At 68.0% G+C, this 17,481-nt stretch carries 19 protein-coding genes; 9 read left to right on the top strand and 10 right to left on the bottom strand.

Features of this window, described 5'->3' with window-relative positions; all coding sequences use genetic code 11:
• The first annotated feature begins 13 nt into the window (after positions 1–13).
• Complete coding sequence (locus AC04ME_RS00965) at positions 14–430, top strand: DUF779 domain-containing protein (protein ID WP_475433117.1); 417 nt, start codon at positions 14–16, stop codon at positions 428–430.
• Between the two features lie 25 nt (positions 431–455).
• On the opposite strand, the gene AC04ME_RS00960 is transcribed toward AC04ME_RS00965, so the two are convergent.
• The 8 genes from AC04ME_RS00960 to AC04ME_RS00925 all read right to left on the bottom strand — a co-directional run bounded on the left by AC04ME_RS00960 (position 456) and on the right by AC04ME_RS00925 (position 8,570).
• Entirely contained in the window at positions 456–1,211 is a 756-nt protein-coding gene (locus AC04ME_RS00960) for an ABC transporter ATP-binding protein (protein WP_475433115.1), read from the bottom strand.
• Positions 1,208–2,005 carry an ATP-binding cassette domain-containing protein gene (locus tag AC04ME_RS00955; protein WP_475433113.1) on the bottom strand — a complete coding sequence of 266 codons (798 nt, stop codon included), beginning with the start codon at positions 2,003–2,005 and terminating at the stop codon, positions 1,208–1,210. Before AC04ME_RS00955 ends, AC04ME_RS00960 begins: the two co-directional genes overlap by 4 nt.
• The gene (locus tag AC04ME_RS00950; RefSeq protein ID WP_042541531.1) at positions 2,002–2,862 is read right to left on the bottom strand and encodes an ABC transporter permease; all 861 of its coding nucleotides are present in this window, start codon (positions 2,860–2,862) and stop codon (positions 2,002–2,004) included. The genes AC04ME_RS00955 and AC04ME_RS00950 overlap by 4 nt, the downstream gene beginning before the upstream one ends.
• Positions 2,859–3,821 (bottom strand): ABC transporter permease, encoded by a 963-nt coding sequence (locus AC04ME_RS00945; protein WP_042541530.1) that lies wholly within the window; start codon positions 3,819–3,821, stop codon positions 2,859–2,861. The genes AC04ME_RS00950 and AC04ME_RS00945 overlap by 4 nt, the downstream gene beginning before the upstream one ends.
• A gap of 52 nt (positions 3,822–3,873) precedes the next feature.
• Positions 3,874–5,367, bottom strand: coding sequence for an ABC transporter substrate-binding protein (locus tag AC04ME_RS00940; protein WP_367821684.1), 1,494 nt, complete (start codon positions 5,365–5,367; stop codon positions 3,874–3,876).
• A gap of 28 nt (positions 5,368–5,395) precedes the next feature.
• Positions 5,396–6,091: a DUF1684 domain-containing protein gene (locus tag AC04ME_RS00935; protein WP_475433110.1), complete on the bottom strand. Its 696-nt coding sequence runs from the start codon at positions 6,089–6,091 to the stop codon at positions 5,396–5,398.
• Positions 6,092–6,468: 377 nt separating this feature from the next.
• On the bottom strand, positions 6,469–7,602 hold the full coding sequence (locus AC04ME_RS00930) for a hypothetical protein (protein ID WP_475433109.1): 1,134 nt from the start codon (positions 7,600–7,602) through the stop codon (positions 6,469–6,471).
• Complete coding sequence (locus tag AC04ME_RS00925; protein ID WP_475433108.1) at positions 7,599–8,570, bottom strand: hypothetical protein; 972 nt, start codon at positions 8,568–8,570, stop codon at positions 7,599–7,601. Before AC04ME_RS00925 ends, AC04ME_RS00930 begins: the two co-directional genes overlap by 4 nt.
• A 207-nt stretch (positions 8,571–8,777) precedes the next feature.
• On the opposite strand from AC04ME_RS00925, the gene AC04ME_RS00920 reads away from it, so the two are divergent.
• A complete protein-coding gene (locus AC04ME_RS00920) occupies positions 8,778–9,137 on the top strand; it encodes an avidin-fold protein (RefSeq protein WP_475433107.1) in 360 nt (119 codons plus the stop codon).
• 56 nt (positions 9,138–9,193) lie between these two features.
• Here AC04ME_RS00920 and AC04ME_RS00915 read toward each other — a convergent pair whose 3' ends face one another.
• Positions 9,194–9,781, bottom strand: a complete 588-nt coding sequence (locus AC04ME_RS00915; protein ID WP_228385602.1) for an Lrp/AsnC family transcriptional regulator — start codon at positions 9,779–9,781, stop codon at positions 9,194–9,196.
• Positions 9,782–9,930: 149 nt separating this feature from the next.
• On the opposite strand from AC04ME_RS00915, the gene AC04ME_RS00910 reads away from it, so the two are divergent.
• Genes AC04ME_RS00910 through AC04ME_RS00890 form a run of 5 tightly spaced genes read left to right on the top strand, consistent with a single transcriptional unit; the run spans position 9,931 to position 15,219 of the window.
• Entirely contained in the window at positions 9,931–11,517 is a 1,587-nt protein-coding gene (locus tag AC04ME_RS00910; protein ID WP_042541525.1) for an ABC transporter substrate-binding protein, read from the top strand.
• 13 nt (positions 11,518–11,530) lie between these two features.
• Positions 11,531–12,592, top strand: coding sequence for an ABC transporter permease (locus AC04ME_RS00905; RefSeq protein WP_042541524.1), 1,062 nt, complete (start codon positions 11,531–11,533; stop codon positions 12,590–12,592).
• Positions 12,589–13,500, top strand: a complete 912-nt coding sequence (locus AC04ME_RS00900) for an ABC transporter permease (protein ID WP_042541523.1) — start codon at positions 12,589–12,591, stop codon at positions 13,498–13,500. Before AC04ME_RS00905 ends, AC04ME_RS00900 begins: the two co-directional genes overlap by 4 nt.
• Positions 13,497–14,387 carry an ABC transporter ATP-binding protein gene (locus AC04ME_RS00895; protein ID WP_082041141.1) on the top strand — a complete coding sequence of 297 codons (891 nt, stop codon included), beginning with the start codon at positions 13,497–13,499 and terminating at the stop codon, positions 14,385–14,387. Before AC04ME_RS00900 ends, AC04ME_RS00895 begins: the two co-directional genes overlap by 4 nt.
• Positions 14,380–15,219, top strand: coding sequence for an ABC transporter ATP-binding protein (locus AC04ME_RS00890; protein WP_042541522.1), 840 nt, complete (start codon positions 14,380–14,382; stop codon positions 15,217–15,219). Before AC04ME_RS00895 ends, AC04ME_RS00890 begins: the two co-directional genes overlap by 8 nt.
• Before the next feature lie 443 nt (positions 15,220–15,662).
• Here the strand turns inward: AC04ME_RS00890 and AC04ME_RS00885 are convergent, their stop codons facing one another.
• A complete protein-coding gene (locus tag AC04ME_RS00885) occupies positions 15,663–16,358 on the bottom strand; it encodes a hypothetical protein (RefSeq protein ID WP_475433105.1) in 696 nt (231 codons plus the stop codon).
• 226 nt (positions 16,359–16,584) lie between these two features.
• Between AC04ME_RS00885 and rpsF the strand changes: the two genes are divergently transcribed.
• Together rpsF and AC04ME_RS00875 are read left to right on the top strand one after the other, a co-directional pair.
• Positions 16,585–16,953 carry a 30S ribosomal protein S6 gene (gene rpsF, locus AC04ME_RS00880; protein WP_042541520.1) on the top strand — a complete coding sequence of 123 codons (369 nt, stop codon included), beginning with the start codon at positions 16,585–16,587 and terminating at the stop codon, positions 16,951–16,953.
• A 5-nt stretch (positions 16,954–16,958) separates the two neighbouring features.
• Positions 16,959–17,474: a single-stranded DNA-binding protein gene (locus AC04ME_RS00875; RefSeq protein WP_042541519.1), complete on the top strand. Its 516-nt coding sequence runs from the start codon at positions 16,959–16,961 to the stop codon at positions 17,472–17,474.
• The last annotated feature ends 7 nt before the right edge of the window (positions 17,475–17,481 follow it).

Below are 17,481 nucleotides of genomic sequence, written 5' to 3'. Positions count from 1 at the left end.
AAAGGTACGAATCATGGTGAGCATCGGCACCTATCAGCGGGTCGACGCGACGGATGCCGCGGCATCCCTCATCCGCGACCTCACCGTGCAGCATGGCCCGCTGATGTTCCACCAGTCGGGCGGATGCTGCGACGGATCGTCGCCCATGTGCTACCCCGTGGGGATGTTCATCACAGGTCCGGGCGATGTGCTGCTGGGCGCACTCGACGTGGCGTTGGACGCCCCGGTCGAGGTCTTCATGTCGGAGTCGCAGTTCGAGTACTGGAAGTACACGCACCTCACGATCGACGTCGTGGCGGGGCGTGGCGCGGGGTTCTCGGTCGAGGGACCGACAGGAATGCGGTTCCTGATCCGCTCCCGGATGCTGAACGACGCGGAGCTGGAGTACTTCGGGCTCGCGGGTTCGGCGGGACCGACGGCTGCGGACTGATGCCACGTCACGCCGCAGGCGGCGCTCAGCGGGGGAGGCGCGGAACGGCGTCGACCAGCGCCCGCGTGTACGGATCCTGCGGGGCGTGCAGCACGGATGCCGTGGCACCCTGCTCCACCACGTGACCGTTCTTCAGCACGACTGTCCGGTCGCACGCCGAGGCGATGGCCGTGAGGTCGTGCGACACCATCACGAGCGACAGGCCGTTCTCGCGGCGCAGGCGGTCGAGCAGCTCGAGCACCTGCACCCGGGTGGTGACGTCGAGAGCGCTCACGGGCTCATCGGCGAGCAGAACCCGCGGACGGGAGACGACGGCCCGTGCGATGGCGATGCGCTGACGTTGTCCGCCCGAGAACTCGTGGGGATAGCGGTGCGCGGTGTCGGCGGGAAGGCCGACCGACTCGAGGGATTCGGCGATGCGGCGCTGGGCGTCGGCACCGGATGCCAGGCGCAGTGACCGAAGCGGCTCGCCGATGATGCGGTCGATGCGCTGACGGGGGTCGAGCGACGAATACGGGTCTTGGAACACGGGCTGCACGCTCGCGCGGAAGCGACGCATCTGCGCGCGATCGCGCAGCGACAGAGGCTCGCCGTCGAACAGCACCTGCCCCTCCCGAGGCGCGTCGAGGCCGAGCAGCAGGCGCAGGATCGTCGATTTGCCGGCACCCGACTCGCCGACGAGGCCGAGAGTGTCACCTTCGTCGAGGCTCAGCGAGATGTCGTCGAGCACTCGCCGGGATCCGTAGGCGAAGCCCGCGCCGCGCAGTTCGAGAAGGCTCATCGCTCACCCTCCGCGGTGTCCAGGAACGCATCGAGTGCGCGGGCGCTGTCGACCAGCATCCGCGTGTATGGCTGCACCGGGCTCTGCAGCACCTGTGTCACCGCGCCCTGTTCGACGACGAGCCCGTCGCGCAGCACCACGATGCGGTCGACCATGCGCGACACGACGGCGAGATCGTGGCTGATGAACAGCAGCGCCATGCCTCGCTCGGCGACGAGACGCTCGAGCAGGGCGAGCACGGCGTCCTGCACCGTCACGTCGAGAGCGGTCGTCGGCTCGTCGGCGATGAGCAGCTGCGGCTTGGCGGCGAGGGCGATCGCGATCGCGACCCGTTGCCGCTGACCACCCGAGAGCTCGTGCGGGTAGGCGCGCGCGATGCGCGGGTCGGTGAGAGAGACCTCGTCGAGGGCGGCCGCCACCGCAGAACGCAGCTCGGCGCCGCGCAGTCCGAGATGACGGCGCAGCGGCTCGGCGATCTGTCGTCCGACGCGCATCAGCGGATCGAGCGCGGTGAGCGGCTCCTGGAACACGATCTGCGCGACGGGTCCGCGCAGAGGCCTGAGGTCGGCATCCCGCGCACCGACCACCTGGTGCTCGTCGAGCAGCACCGACCCCGAGACCGTGAGGGAATCCGGCAGCAGACCGGTGACGGCGAGCGAGGTGAGCGACTTGCCCGACCCGGATTCGCCGATCAGGCCCAGACGCTCTCCGGGTGCGAGTGAGAACGACACATCGCGCACGAGCGCGCCCGATGCCGAACGCACGGTGAGGCCTGAGACGTCGAGGATGCTCATCGGCTCCTCCTGCGGGTCGGGTCGGCGAGATCGCGCAGGCCGTCGGCGAGGAAGTTGACTCCGAGCACCAGGGCGATGATCGCGATGCCGGGGGCGATCGCGCCCACCGGGGCGGTGAGCACGGTGCCTTGCGCCTCCTGCAGCATCCGACCCCACGAGGCGTTGGGCGGCGGGGCGCCGAGTCCGAGGTACGACAGGCTCGCCTCGGCGAGCACGGCGGCACCGAACTGCAGCGCGAGACTGACGGCGAGTGTCGGCGCGATGTTGGGCAGCACGTGCTGCATCACGATGCCGAGAACACCCGTGCCGCTGGTGCGCGCGGCGGTGACGAACTGCTCCTGCAGCACGCGGCGCGAGAGGATGCGGGTGAGACGCGCGACGACTGCCGACATCGCGAGACCGATCGCGAGCACCGCAGACCAGAGCGAGGCGCCCTGCACGGCGACGACGAGCATCGCGAGCAGCAGCACGGGGAACGCGATGACGACGTCGAGCCCCGCTGAGAGCGTGTCGTCGACCCAGGGGCGAGAGAAGGCGGCGATCAGGCCGACGATCGTGCCGAGCACGGCGGCGATCGCGACAGAGCAGGTGCCGACGATCAGAGCGATCCGCGCACCCCACATGAGCTGCGACAGCAGGTCACGGCCGAGACGGTCGGTGCCGAGCAGGTGCAGGGCGCTCGGGCCCTCGAGGCGGCTGCCACTGGTGTCGGCGAGCGGGTACGGCAGCCAGAACAGCGAGACGAGGGCGATCAGCACGATGACGCCGGTGAGCGCGAGTCCGATCAGCAGGGTCGCCTTCGGTCGGCGCCGTACGGGGACGGAGCCGGTGATCAACTGCTCGGCGACGCGGCTCATCGGTTGCCCGAGACGCTCGTGCGCAGACGCGGATCGATCAGGCGCTGCACGATGTCGGCGGCGAATCCGACGAGCAGCACGAAGAGGGTGCTGACCACGAGGACGCCCTGGATGACCTGGAAGTCGTGCTGCTCGATGGCCGACAGCAGCAGGCTGCCGAGACCGGGGAGAGTGAAGACGCTCTCGACCACGACCGCGCCGAGGAGCGTCGTCGACAGCTCGATTCCGAGGATCGCGACGACGGGCACCGAGCCGTTGCGCACACCGTGACGCAGAAGCGCTTCGGCAGTGCCGGAACCCCCGGCCCGGGCGGTGCGCAGGTAGTCGCTGCCGATCACGTCGAGGGTGGCCGACCGCACGTACCGGCTGAGAGAGGCGCTCATCACGATCACGATGGTGATCACCGGCAGGGCGAGCGAGCGCAGGGCATCGGCCGGATCCTCCCAGTCGTCTCGGGGGAAGCCGCCCGAAGGCAGCAGGCCGAGTCCGAGAGCGAAGACCCAGACGAGCACGACGCCCACCCAGAAGACGGGAACCGCGACGCCGAGCTGCGCGAAACCGGAGAGCGCGATGCCGTACCAGCGGTCGGACTTCACAGCCGCGGTGATGCCGATCACGAGCGAGACGAGCAGCGCGACGGCGAACGCGATGAGCGTGAGCGGAAGGGTCACGGCGAGGCGGTCGGCGATGTCGGGGCCGACCGGACGCGAGCTCAGGAAGGACTCACCGAGGTCGAATCGCAGCAGCTGCCCCGCCCAGGTCGTGAACTGCTGCAGCAGGGGCTGGTCGGAACCGACCTGCGCGCGGGCCGCGGCGATCTGCTCAGAAGTGGCATTGACCGAGAGCAGGGCGTTCGCCGGGTCGCCGGGAAGCAGGCGCAGCAGCACGAAGATCGCGATCATCGCGACGACGAGCGACACCACGAGGAAGGCGAGACGGCGGATCAGATAAGCGAGCATGGCTGTTCAGGATGAGGAGGGGGATGCCGACGCGCGGCATCCCCCTCGCGCGTCAGGACTTGACGATGTCGTAGGCGAAGAACTGGGAGTTCAGGCCGTTGACCGGGTATCCGCTGAGGTCACTCGAGGCGACCACGATCTGCGGGTAGAGGTACAACCATACGCTCGCGGCATCCTCGGCGATCTTCTCGTTGACCTGCTTCAGCAGGGCGGTCTGCTCGTCGGTCGTGGCTGCCTGCTCGGCCTCCGCGACCCACTGCTGCACCTGGGCGTCGTTGTATCCCCAGTAGAAGTCGGGGTTGCCGTACCAGACCACGTCACGGTCGTTCACGTGCTCCTGGAGCGTGGCCTCGAAGTCCTGCTCCTTGAACACCTTCGTGTACCACTCGTCGGCGCTGATCGTGTTGATCTCGACCGTGATGCCGACCTCCGCGAGCTGTGACTGCAGGAACTCCGCCACGGCGGGGTGCGGGTCGTAGCTCGGGGTGTCGAGCGTGAACGTGAAGCCGTCGGCGTAGCCGGCCTGAGCGAGCAGATCCTTCGACAGCTCGACGTCGTAGGGGTTCACCGCGGTGAGGTCCTCGTACCAGGGGTCGGTCGGCGGCACCATCGAGCCGATGAGCGTGCCGTAGTCGCCCCAGATCGACTCGAGGAGCTTCTGGGTGTCGATCGCCGAGTAGATCGCCTTGCGCACGAGTGCGTTGTCGAAGGGGGCGACGCGGTCGTTGAAGGCGAGCAGCTCCTTCGTGGTCGAGGTTCCCTCGCTGATCACGTAGTCGTCGTTGTCGAACTGCGCGAGCGAATCCGGGCTCTGCACGCTCGTGATCACGTCGATCTCGCCCGTGGCCAGAGCGTTGTTCTCGGCGGTCGCGTCGGTGAAGTAGGTGTAGACGACCTCGGCGTTCTTGGCCGGCTCGCCCCAGTAGTCGTCCCAGCGCTCGAGCGTCAGGGTCGAGCCCTTCTTCCACTCGTCGAGCGTGTAGGGCCCGGTGCCGTCTTCCGACCCGGTGATGTCGCCGGCCTCGTCGTTCACGACCCAGACGTAGCTGAGGTTGTAGAGGAACGAGATCGACCGCTGCGACAGCGTGAAGACGACGGTCTGGTCGTCGGGGGTCGCGATGTCGGCGATCGTCTTGAAGCTCGACTTGCGGGCAGAGACCGAGTCCTCGGCGGTGACGGCCTCGACGCTCGACTTCACATCGGCGGAGGTCAGCGGGTCACCGGAGTGGAAGGTCACGTCGTCGCGGAGCGTGATCGTGTAGGTGAGGCCGTCGTCGGACACCTGAGCGTCTTCGGCGAGAAGCGGCTCGACCTCGCCGTCGTCGGTCAGGCGGTAGAGGCCCTCATAGACGTTGCCGGTCAGGGCCTCGGTCACGCCCTGGCCGCCGCCCTGCGTGTTGCTCAGGTTGGTGGGCTCGTACAGCGACCCGATGAAGATCGTGGCGTCTTCGCTCGCGGCGTCGTCGGTGGCGCCCGACGCGCATCCGGCCACGAGGGCGAGCGTGGCCACGGCGCCGAGCGCGCCGAGGATGCGGGTTCTTCTCATGAGTGCTCCAGGGTGAGGGTGTGCGGCGTCACGCCGCGTAGATGTCGAAGCCGTCGCGGAAGACGACGTTCTTCTCGCCTGCTCGGATAGGCAGGGGGAAGCGGTTGGATGCCGGCGGCAACGGGCAGTTGTACTGGGCGCTGAATCCGCACGGCGGCACGAAGGCGCGGTTGAAGTCCAGCACCACGGTGCCCTCGTCGTCGCGCAGCTCGACGAACAGGAAGCGGCCGGATCCGTAGGTCTCGGCGCCGTTCGTCTCATCGCCGAACACGAGCAGCAGGGTGCCGCCGTCGTCGAAGGCGGCCAGATCGTATTCACGGCCGTCGAGCTCGAAGTGGATGTCGCCGGGGACGACGAGCTCGCGTGTGCCGCCGTTGTCGCGCATGTGCTCGAACGACACTCGGCGATCGCCGGACACCGGGGTGAAGTGGCCCTCGAGCACCCACGCAGGGTCGTAGTCGTAGGTGTCGATGCGGTCGAAGGCGCGGATCGCCGGTGCATCGGCATCCCACAGACGCAGTCCGTGCTCGGCCTCGCCGGTCTCGATGTTCGTGCGCTGGATCCGCGTCACGGTCACCGTGTCGGATGCCGCCTGCTGCTCGGCATCCAGATCAGGCGCCTCGCCCGTCCAGCGGGTCTCGATCAGGGCGAGGTTGCCCGTCGCGGACGTGACGGAGGCGCGGCGCTCGGCCTGCCACTGGGTGTGATCTTCGCGTTCAGACATCACCTTCCATTCTCTTGCATGCAGAAGAGGGTGGGGCCGGGTCCGTCACTCGAGGTAATGCGCGATGACAGGCATTCGCGAGAGTGCACGAATGCCGCCTTCCGGAGGGCCTTTCTGTCCGCATTTCGTGCATCATTCCGCGGGATTCGACCGGTTCGGTCGAGTCTCTCCGACGCAACGGAATGCAACGTATGCCGGTATACCATTACTCATATACGCGCAGAGTTGTCAGTCCCCAGCTGACCCGCACGTATGGACGGTTCGACCGTCCTGCGGAGGGAGTGTCAGATCTCCTTCTGATCCCGAGGGGGGATGGGGTGGGAACGCTGATCCCCAGTCAGCACCCACCCCCACAACCCACCCTCGGGGGTTCCCGCTCAGAACGATCTGGACCAGAACCAGAACGCCGCAAAGGCGATCATGAAGACCACCGGCACCCACGGGAAGCTGCGCTTCAGTCTGCGTCCTTCGTGCGCGACGCCCGGCGGCGGCGACAGCAGGCCGGCCGGTGGCGCAAACGGAAGCCGCTCGCCTGCAGGCCGCGGTGAGGCGGCCGGGGACGCGGATGCCGCAGCCGTCTGATTCTCGGGGAGCAGACGCTCGTCTCTCCATCGTTCCCATTGATCGAGCTTCGTGATCAAGGCGCCGACGGCGCCGAACAACCACGCCCAGGTCGCTGGGTCGAGCGTCGACACCCTGCGCTGCGTGTAGAGGAACATCCAGTCGTCGACGATCTCGACGTCGAGCTCGGCGGCGTTGTCGATGAACCGGGCCATGATGTCGGGGCTGAACAGATAGAGCGCGTCTCGCTCGTATCCCTCGGGGCAGTAGAGGGTGAAGTACTCGTCGAAGTCGCCCTCGAGCGACAGTCGCTGCTCCTTCTGGAACGACGCCGGCAGGTTCGATCCGAATCCGTTGTTGCCCTTGGCGTCGAGCACGATGTTGGGCAGCGGCACGTCGAGCTTCACCGCGACATAGCCCCAGCGGTAGGTGGTCGAGCTCTTGCCCCGCTTCACCGTGTACTGGTAATTGCCGAACTCGACGAACCGCGGCGTCGTGCCGCGCACGAGATCCGTCGACATGCGCGAGCCGCCGAGGCTGAAGATCATCCCCGGCAGCGCGGGGGCAGTCACTCGTCCCTCGTACGACATCCCGTTCGCCTGGGCGAACCGGTGCAGTCGATAGCGCGTGACGCGGGCGCGCCGCCATCCGACGAACGACCCGATGGCGATCACGACGGCGGCGGCGCCGAAGATCACCAGCGGAACGATGGCGAACCCGGATCCGCCGGGCGTGGAGACCATGCCGACGATGGTCGTGAAGACCACCGGCACCACGATGATGGCCATGAGCGCGATGACGACGATCGCGATGATGCTCGAGCCGTTCGTGCCGCTGGACGCTCGGGATCGAAGCTCGGCGGCGAACGCGGTGACCGCCTTCGGGTCGACCGGCTCGGTGAGCGGAGCGGCGTCGAAGGACGCCGCGGACGCGGGCCGCGGAGTCGTCATCGGTTCACCTCGTCGGCATCCCAGGTCAGGTCGGCGTTCTCGGGGATCGGGAAAGCCTCGAGACGCTCGTCGGCGCAGATCGCGGCGACCAGCTCTGCGGGCCCGGCCACGATCGTCGAGTCGTAGTCGATCTCGCTCACGAGGGTCCACGCGTGGTCGTCCGGCCACAGGATCGTCGGGCTCTGCGCCGACGGCGGGAAGCCGTGCTCCTCGCCCGGACGGTCGCGCCAGGGTACGTCGAGCACCCAGTCCGCGCGGGCGAAGTCGCTGACCGCCCCGCGGAACAGCACGTGGTCGCGCCCGGGGAGGCGGAACCGCGGTCCTTCCGAGATCTCGCGTGACAGGATGCCCTCCTGCCACGTCGGCTTGCGGAAGGCGTTGTTGAGAGGGTCATGGATGCTGCGGTCGAGCATCGCCTGGTGATTCGGCTCGTCGTTGAACGTGAAAAACATCCGGGACGGTGAATGGCCGAGGTGTCCGACGAGACCGCCCCGACCTTCCCAGAGCGCCGCGAAGCCGGCATCCGGAGTCGTCGTGTGGGTGGTGAGGTGCCCGGCGATCACGGAGAGCATCTCCGGAGAGACTTCGCCCTCCATCGGCCCCGTGAACTCTCGGCCGTCCGGTGACAGCCGCAGGTTCCAGTCACCGTCGATCGGGGTGCGCACGATGCGCTGCCACTGAGCCGACGGGTGCAGGGTCGTGCCGAAGGCGGATGCCGTCTCCGCCCACGTCGCGGGCTCGTCGACGTACTGATCTCTCAGGCTCAGATGCTCGGCCTCCGACATCCGCTCGTACTCCTCGTAGGAGGGCACGGGGCGGTCGGGCAGAGAGCGCACGGTCGCGGGATGCAGGATGCGGGCGTACGCGGGGAACCCGTGCGGCACGACGTCGTGCATCGTCGCTTTCCACGGATCGTCGAGGCGATCGCGCAGCCAGTCGCCCGCCGAGGTGTCAGAGATCCACTGCATGCGACCCACGGTACCTGCGAGGCATCGGTTCACCTGCCCGCGCGGCGGAGGGGCGCATGCTCGACGTCGAACGAGGGTCAGACGAAACGCCGAGGGCATCGGTGCCCGCGCCCGTTTCGTCTCACCCCGCCTGCTCCGCGAGCTGCCCGGGAAGACGCTTGCCGAAGGGGCTTCAGTGCACCTTCGAGCGCCCTCCATAATCGGAGGGTGAGTTCGACTGCAACCATCCCCTCGCTCGACGGCCGCCGGTTCCTGATGGTCTCCTCGACCACCTCGGCTGTCGACCCCGAATCTCCCAGCGAGTTCGTCTATTGGGAGAAGGACGGTGCGATCTGGGGTGACTACTCCGGTGACACCGTCACCTGCGGGCGCTTCGTCGGCACCCGCACCGGCGACACCATCTGGGTGTCGTTCGTGCACGTGCTCGTCTCAGACGGCGCCGTCGTGACCGGAGACGGCGAGAGCCAGCTCGAACTCACGGATGACGGCCGCATCCGTCTCGTCGAGCACTACGAGATGCACGGACTGCCGCAGCTCAGCGTCTGCGAAGAGCCCGTCGCGGCCTGATCGGGCGTTTCGTCTCGGTCGGCTTCGCCGTCCTCGCTCGACCACCGAGTTCCGCGTCAGCGTGGCGGCAGCATGTCGCGACCCGGCGTCGCCGGAGTCCATCGCGTCATGCCCAGCGGTGTCGCCAGGTCGCGCTCCGGCAGGTCGCTCGGCAGCAGGAACGACCGGCGGATCACCTCGTCGAGCACGACCACGCTGACGACGGTGCGCACCTCGGGCAGCTGCGCGACGACGCCGGTCGTGAACTCGTGCACACCGCTCACGTCGACGGCACGGATGAGCAGCATGGCGTCGTGCTCGCCCGTGGTGATGGCGCACCACTCGACGTCGGGCATCTCGAGCACGCTCTCGCGGAACGACGCCCAGGCCTGCGGATGCACGGTGACGAAGACGAGCGCACCGATCGACAGCCCCGCCTTGGACTGATCGACCCGCGCGCTGAACCCGGTGATGACGCCGTCCTGCATGAGCGTCTCGACCCGCGTGTAGGCGTTCGCGCGAGAAATCCCCACGGTCTCGGCCAGCGCGGCGATCGAGATCCGACCGTTATCGCGCAGCGTCTCGAGGATTCTGTATCCGATGTCGTCCAGTGGGGCGGCACTTCGTCCAGATTGCTTCACGGCTTCGTCGCTCTTGGTGGACACAATGCTCCTCATGGGCGGGGTCTTGGACAGACTGTGATGACGTCTGCATTCTTGCTGGACACATAGTCCCATACAATGCGAATCTGATCACCGGTCGTCCACCCGGCGTCGACCGAACCCGATGAAACTCCTCGCCCCTGGAGGCCCATATGTCGTCACGTCGCAGCACGTCCGTCATCGCGATCGGAGCTGTCGCGCTCTTCGCTCTCGCCGGTTGCTCCGGTGGCAACTCGGCGAACACCGGGGGAGAATCCTCCGGTTCCGACTCGCTGGTCATCGACACCGCGTTCTCGATCGAGACCGCCGACCCCGGTCACACCTACGACCCGACCGGCAACATGATCGCGAAGGCGCTCTACGAGACCCTCGTCGACTTCGAGGGCTCGGATGTCTCGACCCCTGTGCCCGGCCTCGCGTCGTGGGAGCAGAACGATGAGGCGACCGAGTTCACCTTCACGCTCGAAGGCGACCGCGTCTTCTCCGACGGCACGCCGATCGAGGCGAAGGATGTCGTCTTCACCCTGCAGCGCATCCAGGGCATGACCGACGCCAAGCCGAACTTCCTCCTGGGCGGTCTGACGATCACCGAGGTCGATGAGAAGACGATCTCGATCACCTCCGAGACGCCGCTGCTGCAGCTGCCCGCGATCCTCGCCAACCCTGCGCTCGGCATCGTCAACTCCGATGTGGTCATCGAGAACGGCGGATCGATCGACGGCTCCGACAGCGCGCAGAGCTTCCTCGACGGCGAGTCCGCCGGCTCCGGTCCGTTCGTGCTCGACACGCTCGACCTCTCGTCGCAGGTCGTGCTGACCAAGAGCGACGAGTACAACGGGGACGAAGAGGCGGCATACGGCCGCGTCGTCGTGCGCAATGTCTCGGAGAGCGCGACGCAGCTCGCGAACCTCAAGGGCGGCGACTCGATGGTCGCGATGGACCTCAACGGCGACCAGGTCTCGGGCCTCGGCGACGGACTGAACGTCGAGTCGGTGCCGTCCGGCCAGACGATCTTCCTGCTGCTCAACCAGTCGGAGGCCGTCGCGGGTGAGCTCGCGAACGTCAAGATCGCCGAGGCGATCCGCTACGCACTCGACTACGACGCGCTGCTCGAGCTCGCAGGTGCGGGAGCCGTGCAGGCGACCGGCGTGATCCCGCCCGGATTCGAGGGCGCCCTCGACACCGGCGTGGAGCAGGACCTCGACAAGGCCGAGGCTGCTCTCGCCGAAGCCGGCTACACGGGTCAGACCCTCAAGCTGCAGTTCCCGAACGACTACCCGGTCGGCGGTGTGGAGTTCACCCCGCTCGCCGAGCGCATCCAGGCTCAGCTCGAGGATGCCGGCATCACGGTCGAACTCGCGCCGGCGCCGTTCGCCACCGAGCTCGACGCCTACGTCAACGGCACCGAGGGCTTCGGCCTGTGGTTCTGGGGCCCGGACTACGCCGACTCGGCGAACTTCCTCCCGTTCGCTCCCGGCCTGAAGGTCGGTCTGCGCGCAGGCTGGGCCGCTGAGGCGAACCCCGAGATCGCAGGCATCGCAGCCGGTGCTGCCGCCGCGACCGACGAGGCCCAGCGCAGCGAGGCCTTCACCTCGTTCGCCGAGGCGATGCAGGCCGAGGGCCCCTTCGTGCCGCTGATCGTCCCCGGCCGCAACATCGCCACGGCGGATGCCGTCACCGGCGCCGTGTACAACTCGGTGTGGGAGATGGACATCGCCGAGATCACGCCTGCCGGCTGATCGGGGCTGACTGATGACGACGGTGGCCGTGCGACGGCAGGCTCAGCGTCGCAGGTCACCGCTCGTCGGATACCTGCTGCGCCGGATCGGCACTTCGCTGCTCCTTCTCGTGGGCGTCACGATCGTGACCTTTGCGCTGACGAACCTCGTGCCCGGCGACCCCGTGTCGGCGGCTCTGGGTGAGGGAGCATCGCAGAACCCCGAGACGCGTGAGGCGTTCATCAAGGCCCAGGGCCTCGATCAGCCTCTCTTCGTGCAGTACTTCATCTACATGGGCAACCTGTTTCGAGGAGACCTCGGAACATCGCTGGTGACCGGGCGACCGGTCACCAGCGACCTGGCCACCGCGGTGCCGGCGACGATCGAGATCGCGATCGGGGCCATCATCCTCAGCCTCGCGGTGAGCGTCGTGCTCGGAACCCTCGCGGCCTACCGCCGCGGCCTCGTCACCGACCAGGTCATCCGCATCGTGACGCTGATCGGGCTGAGCGTCCCGACGTTCTGGCTCGCTCTGGTCAGCTTCTACGTGTTCTTCCTCGAGCTGCGCATCGCGCCCGGCTCCGGTCGCATCTCTCCGTCGATCACGCCGCCACCCCGCATCACCGGGCTCTACACGGTCGACTACCTCCTCAACGGAGACGGCGTCGGATTCGCCGATGCCCTCGCCCACCTCGCCCTCCCGGTCATGGTGCTGTCGCTCGTGACGATCGGTCTGCTGACGCGCTTCATCCGCACATCGGTGCTCGAGGTGCTCGGCAGCGACTACGTGCGCGCGGCCCGCGCCAAGGGCCTTCCGGCCATGCGCGTGATCCTCGACTACGTGCTCCGAGGGGCATCCCTGCCGATCCTCACCATCGTCGGCGTCGCGTTCGGCTCGCTGCTCTCCGGCACCGTGCTCGTCGAGTCGGTGTTCGCGTGGCCCGGCCTGGGCACCTACGCCTACAACTCGGCGGCGAACCTCGACCTCCCCGGAATCATGGGCGTCGGTCTCGTCGTCGGCTTCATCTACCTCCTCATCAACTTCGTCGTCGATCTGCTCTACGGCGTCCTCGACCCGAGAGTGAGGATCGCATGAGCCGCATCGACTCGGCATCCGGTCCCTGGCGGTTCCGGTTCCGCTGGCCCCGCGCCTGGCGCACGCCGCTCGGCGTGATCGGCACCGTCATCGCCGGAGCATGGATCATCGTCGCCTTCACCGCGCAGTGGTGGGTTCCCTACGGCCCCAATGCCCAGGTGCTTCCTCGTCTGCAGGCGCCGGGCATCGACACACTGCTCGGCACCGACGGCAACGGGCGAGACATCTTCTCGCGCCTGATGACCGGTGCGACGGTGAGCCTTCCCCTGGCGCTCATGCTCGTGATCGCCGCGATGATCATCGGCACCGTGATCGGCGCGGTCGCCGGCTACTTCGGCGGCTGGGTCGACGAGACGCTGATGCGCATCACCGATCTGTTCATGGCGTTCCCGACGGTCATCCTCGCGATGGTGGTGGCGGCATCCCTCGGGCCGTCGCTGTTCAACGCGGTGATCGCGGCGATCGTGGTCTCGTGGCCGCAGTACTCGCGAGTCACGCGCAGCATCGTGATGGGACTCCGCGGGCAGAACTACGTCATCGCCGGTCGTCTGCTCGGTCACTCGCCGCTGCGGACGCTGTTCATCGACATCCTTCCGAACATCGCCGGACCCGTGCTGGTGCTCGCCACCCTCGACATCGGTGCGGCGATCCTGCTGCTCTCCGGCCTCTCGTTCCTCGGTCTCGGCGCGCAGCCTCCGACCGCAGAGTGGGGATCGATGATCTCCGCCGCCATGCAGAACTTCGATGCCTGGTGGCTCGGGGTCTTCCCCGGTCTCGCGATCCTCACGGTGGTGCTCGCCTTCAACTTCCTCGGTGACGCGATGCGCGACATCCTCGACCCGACGGCCGAGGTCACGCACGAGAAGCAGGCCGAGCACGTGGCATCGGCGAAGGGGGCGGCAGCATGACCGCCTCGACGCCCATGAGCGCGCTGAGCATCCGCGACCTGACCATCGACATCGGTCGCCCACTCGTGCACGGCATCTCGCTCGAGCTCGAAGCCGGTCGCATCCACGGCCTCGCCGGCGAATCCGGATCGGGCAAGACACTCACCGCGCTCGCCGTGCTCGGGCTGCTGCCCCGGCAGGCGCGCACCGGCGGATCCATCACGCTCGCGGGGGAGGAGCTCGTCGGCATGCGCCGCCGCGCCCTCAACCGCATCCGCGGCAAGCGCATCGCCATGATCTTCCAGGACCCGTCGGCGTCGCTGCACCCGCAGCTGCCGATCGGCCGGCAGCTCACCGACCACATGCGCGTGCATCTCGGTCTTCGAGGCGAGGCCGCGAAGGCCAGGGCCATCGAGCTGCTCGAGACGGTGCAGGTGCCGAATCCGGATGCGGCACTGAAGCGCTACCCCCACCAGTTCTCCGGAGGTCAGCGCCAGCGCATCGCCATCGCGTGTGCGCTCGCGTGCGACCCCGAGGTGCTGCTGGCCGACGAGCCCACCACCGCGCTCGACGTCACGGTGCAGGCCGGCATCCTCCGGCTGCTGCGCGACCTCGCGACCGACCGCAATCTCGCCGTGCTGCTCGTCACGCACGACCTGGGCGTCATGAGTGCGATCGCCGATGAGGTCGCCGTGATGAAGAACGGGCAGATCGTCGAGCGGGCAGACCGCGCGACCCTGTTCCGCGACCCGCAGCACGAGTACACCCGCACGCTGCTCGCGGCCCTGCCGGGGTCGAAGCTCGAGATCGCCTCACCGGATCCCGCGCTCATCGATCCGGTGATGTCGGATGCGGCACTCTCGGATGCTGCCGTGAAGGATGCCGAAGAGGAGGCCGCAGATGAGTGAGATCGCCGTCCTCGACGCGCAGGGAGTCGTCGTGCGCTACCCCGGGAGCCCGCCGGTGGTCGCCGTCGACGGCGTCTCACTGACCGTCGCCCCCGGAGAGACCGTCGCGCTCGTGGGCGAGTCCGGCAGCGGCAAGTCGAGCCTGGCCCGCGCGGTCGTCGGCATCGAGAAGCTCGCCGGGGGAGAGGTGCGGTTCCGCGGCGAGCCCGTGAAGCCGCTCGGCATCCGTCGGCGCGAACTTGCTCTCACCGGCATCCAGATGGTGTTCCAGGATCCGTCGACGTCGCTCAACCCGCGGCGTCGCGTGGGCGACCAGATCGCCGACGGCATCGCGACCGCCCGCGCTCGCGGCGCCGAAGGATCGACCGTCCCCGAGTGGCTCGACCGCGTCGGGCTGCCCACCGAGGTCGCCACGCGCTTCCCGCATCAGTTCTCGGGCGGCCAGAAGCAGCGGCTCGCGATCGCGCGGGCGCTCGCCGCGCGGCCGTCGCTGCTCGTCGCCGACGAGCCGATCTCGGCTCTGGATGCATCGACCCAGACGAGCGTCGCCGGTCTCATGCGAGACCTCGTCGCCGAGGCCGGCGCGGGGATGCTGTTCATCTCGCACGACCTCGCCGTCGTCCGGCGCATCGCCGATCGGACCTTCGTGATGTTCGCCGGACGCGTGCTCGAAGCGGGGGCCACCGATCGTGTGTGGTCTGCGCCGCAGCATCCGTACACTCAGGCGCTGCTCGCGGCGATCCCCGAGCCCGACGGAGCAGGTCGCATCCCGGTCGCGCCCTCGACGAACGAGCGCATCGTCTGGTCGGAGATCGCCCCCGTCATCGACTGACGTCTGTCGTCTGCTCCCTCGGGCGATTGCCCGTCCGGCTGTTCGCCCGGCTGTTCGCTCGCTCTGCTGTTCGCTCGCTCGGAGGACATCTGCCCCACTGCCCCTCGGGAGGAGATCTGCGCCTCGGGAGGACGGATGGGCACGAAGCCTCCTCCCGTGGCGCAGTCGTCCTCCCGACGGAAGGGCCTCGACGCCTCAGCCTGATCGGCGGGTCACGGCGCCGCTGAACACGGCTGGTGCGTTCGCGTCTGCCCCTCGGGAGGACAACTGTCTCCGGGGAGTAGGTTCCGACCCCGATCCTCCTCCCGAAGCGCAGATCTCCTCCCAGGGGATGGCCCGAGAGGGTGGGTCGAGGGATGACCCGAGCGGATGCTGCGCCAGCAGACCCCGGAACGCACCGCGGGCCGAGGCGATCGCCCCGGCCCGCAGCATCCGCTGGTGGATCAGAGAGGTGCGACGATGTCCTGCTCGACGTCCCACTCGGTGATCTCGAGCGAGGTCTCGATCATCTGGCCGGCGGCCTCGGTGCTGCCGGTCGTCGCCAGCACCACGTAGTCGTCGGTGACCTCGAACACCACGTCGACGGCGACGCCCTGCGCCTCGGACGTGCCGCTCACGAGGTAGACATCCTGACCCAGGCGGCTGCCGGTTCCCGTCACGGTGAACTCGCCGGTGAGCGCGCCTGCGGCCGTGGCCGGGTCGGTGCCGGCCGCCGTCGCCGCACCGCTGCTGAGCGCGGCGACGATCGGGTCGCTCGAGTTCGGGTCGGCGACCTGCCACTCGGTCGTAGGAGTCTTGACCCAGGCGTCGTCACCGATGATGATCAGCGATCCCATCGGAGTGATGGTCTCGACGGCATCCGTCGCGGGGTTGTACCGGGCGGTCGTGTCCATGCCCAGGATCGATGTCTTGGCCTGGTATCCGGCGGTGTCGGTCATCGCCTCGGTGATGCAGGCGCCGAGCGCGGTGCCGTCGACGGTCGCGCCTTCGGTCAGCTCAGGGCAGTCGGACTCGGGTGCGGTGGTCTCCTCCGAGGCCGCTGTGGGCTCTTCGGCGGGCTCCTCGGCACCCGCGGTGCACCCGGTGAGCAGTACGGTGGCGGTCAGGACGATGCCGACCCCCCATTTGTTGACGCGCATGGCGTTCCCCCTTCGGTCGTGTGCGCACTGAGTGTCAGACCGCACGCACTCCAGCATGCCAACTGCCCGGCGAGAGGCGTGGGGGCAGGCCGAAGGTTTCTCCGCTAGACTGTCAAGGTTGTCTGCCATCAGGCCCCCACTCGGGTGGCTCGGCGGATGACGTTCACACACCCTCCTGCTTCCGGGAAAGTCCCGGAAGCCGTTCTAGTCCGAAGGAGGTGGGTAAGTGACGCACCAGTACGAACTCATGGTCATTCTGACCCCCGAGATCGACGAGCGCCAGGTAGCCCCTACGCTCGACAAGTTCCTGAAAGTCATCACCAACGATGGTGGCTCGATTGACAAGGTCGACATCTGGGGTAAGCGCCGTCTGGCTTACGAGATCCAGAAGAAGAACGAGGGCATCTACGCCGTCGTCAACTTCACCGCCACCAGCGAGGCCACGCAGGAGCTCGACCGTCAGCTGAAGCTGAACGAGCAGATCATGCGCACCAAGGTCCTCCGTTCTGAGGAAGCTCAGGCGATGGTCGCGTTCGAAGCGAAGCGCACCGAAGAGAAGGCTGCTCGCAAGGCCGCCAAGGCTGCGAAGGCCTGAGTCCGATGGCCGGCGAAACAGTCATCACCGTGGTGGGTAACCTCACGGCCGACCCCGAGCTGCGCTACACGCAGAACGGACTGCCGGTGGCGAACTTCACCATCGCTTCGACGCCTCGGAACTTCGACCGCGCCGCCAACGAGTGGAAGGACGGCGAAGCGCTGTTCCTCCGTGCGTCGGTCTGGCGCGAGTTCGCCGAGCACGTGGCGGGTTCGCTGACCAAGGGCATGCGCGTCATGGCGCAGGGCCGTCTGCGTCAGCGCTCCTACCAGGACCGCGAGGGCAACCAGCGCACCGCTATCGAGCTGGAGGTCGACGAGATCGGCCCCTCGCTTCGGTACGCGACCGCGCAGGTCACCCGTGCGGCGTCGACCGGTGGCGGCGGCGGTGGTGGCGGCGGACAGTCGCGCCCCGCTCAGCAGCAGCAGGTGTCGGAAGAGCCGTGGTCAACCCCCGGCTCGTCGACGAGCGCAGACGCCTGGAGCACTCCGGGCAGCTTCGGCGACGACACCCCCTTCTGAAACAGGA

This window comes from Microbacterium sp. LjRoot205, assembly GCF_056175745.1.
This window is presented reverse-complemented; position numbering and strand designations above follow the sequence as displayed.

Coding starts and splice junctions, on each gene's coding strand:
- AC04ME_RS00945 (WP_042541530.1), bottom strand. CDS start 3,821: ATGCTCGCTTATCTGATCCGCCGTCTCGCCTTCCTCGTGGTGTCGCTC.
- AC04ME_RS00910 (WP_042541525.1), top strand. CDS start 9,931: ATGTCGTCACGTCGCAGCACGTCCGTCATCGCGATCGGAGCTGTCGCG.
- AC04ME_RS00905 (WP_042541524.1), top strand. CDS start 11,531: ATGACGACGGTGGCCGTGCGACGGCAGGCTCAGCGTCGCAGGTCACCG.
- AC04ME_RS00900 (WP_042541523.1), top strand. CDS start 12,589: ATGAGCCGCATCGACTCGGCATCCGGTCCCTGGCGGTTCCGGTTCCGC.
- AC04ME_RS00935 (WP_475433110.1), bottom strand. CDS start 6,091: ATGTCTGAACGCGAAGATCACACCCAGTGGCAGGCCGAGCGCCGCGCC.
- AC04ME_RS00885 (WP_475433105.1), bottom strand. CDS start 16,358: ATGCGCGTCAACAAATGGGGGGTCGGCATCGTCCTGACCGCCACCGTA.
- AC04ME_RS00875 (WP_042541519.1), top strand. CDS start 16,959: ATGGCCGGCGAAACAGTCATCACCGTGGTGGGTAACCTCACGGCCGAC.
- AC04ME_RS00925 (WP_475433108.1), bottom strand. CDS start 8,570: ATGCAGTGGATCTCTGACACCTCGGCGGGCGACTGGCTGCGCGATCGC.
- AC04ME_RS00950 (WP_042541531.1), bottom strand. CDS start 2,862: ATGAGCCGCGTCGCCGAGCAGTTGATCACCGGCTCCGTCCCCGTACGG.
- AC04ME_RS00940 (WP_367821684.1), bottom strand. CDS start 5,367: ATGAGAAGAACCCGCATCCTCGGCGCGCTCGGCGCCGTGGCCACGCTC.
- AC04ME_RS00960 (WP_475433115.1), bottom strand. CDS start 1,211: ATGAGCCTTCTCGAACTGCGCGGCGCGGGCTTCGCCTACGGATCCCGG.
- AC04ME_RS00930 (WP_475433109.1), bottom strand. CDS start 7,602: ATGACGACTCCGCGGCCCGCGTCCGCGGCGTCCTTCGACGCCGCTCCG.
- AC04ME_RS00895 (WP_082041141.1), top strand. CDS start 13,497: ATGACCGCCTCGACGCCCATGAGCGCGCTGAGCATCCGCGACCTGACC.
- AC04ME_RS00965 (WP_475433117.1), top strand. CDS start 14: ATGGTGAGCATCGGCACCTATCAGCGGGTCGACGCGACGGATGCCGCG.
- AC04ME_RS00955 (WP_475433113.1), bottom strand. CDS start 2,005: ATGAGCATCCTCGACGTCTCAGGCCTCACCGTGCGTTCGGCATCGGGC.
- AC04ME_RS00890 (WP_042541522.1), top strand. CDS start 14,380: ATGAGTGAGATCGCCGTCCTCGACGCGCAGGGAGTCGTCGTGCGCTAC.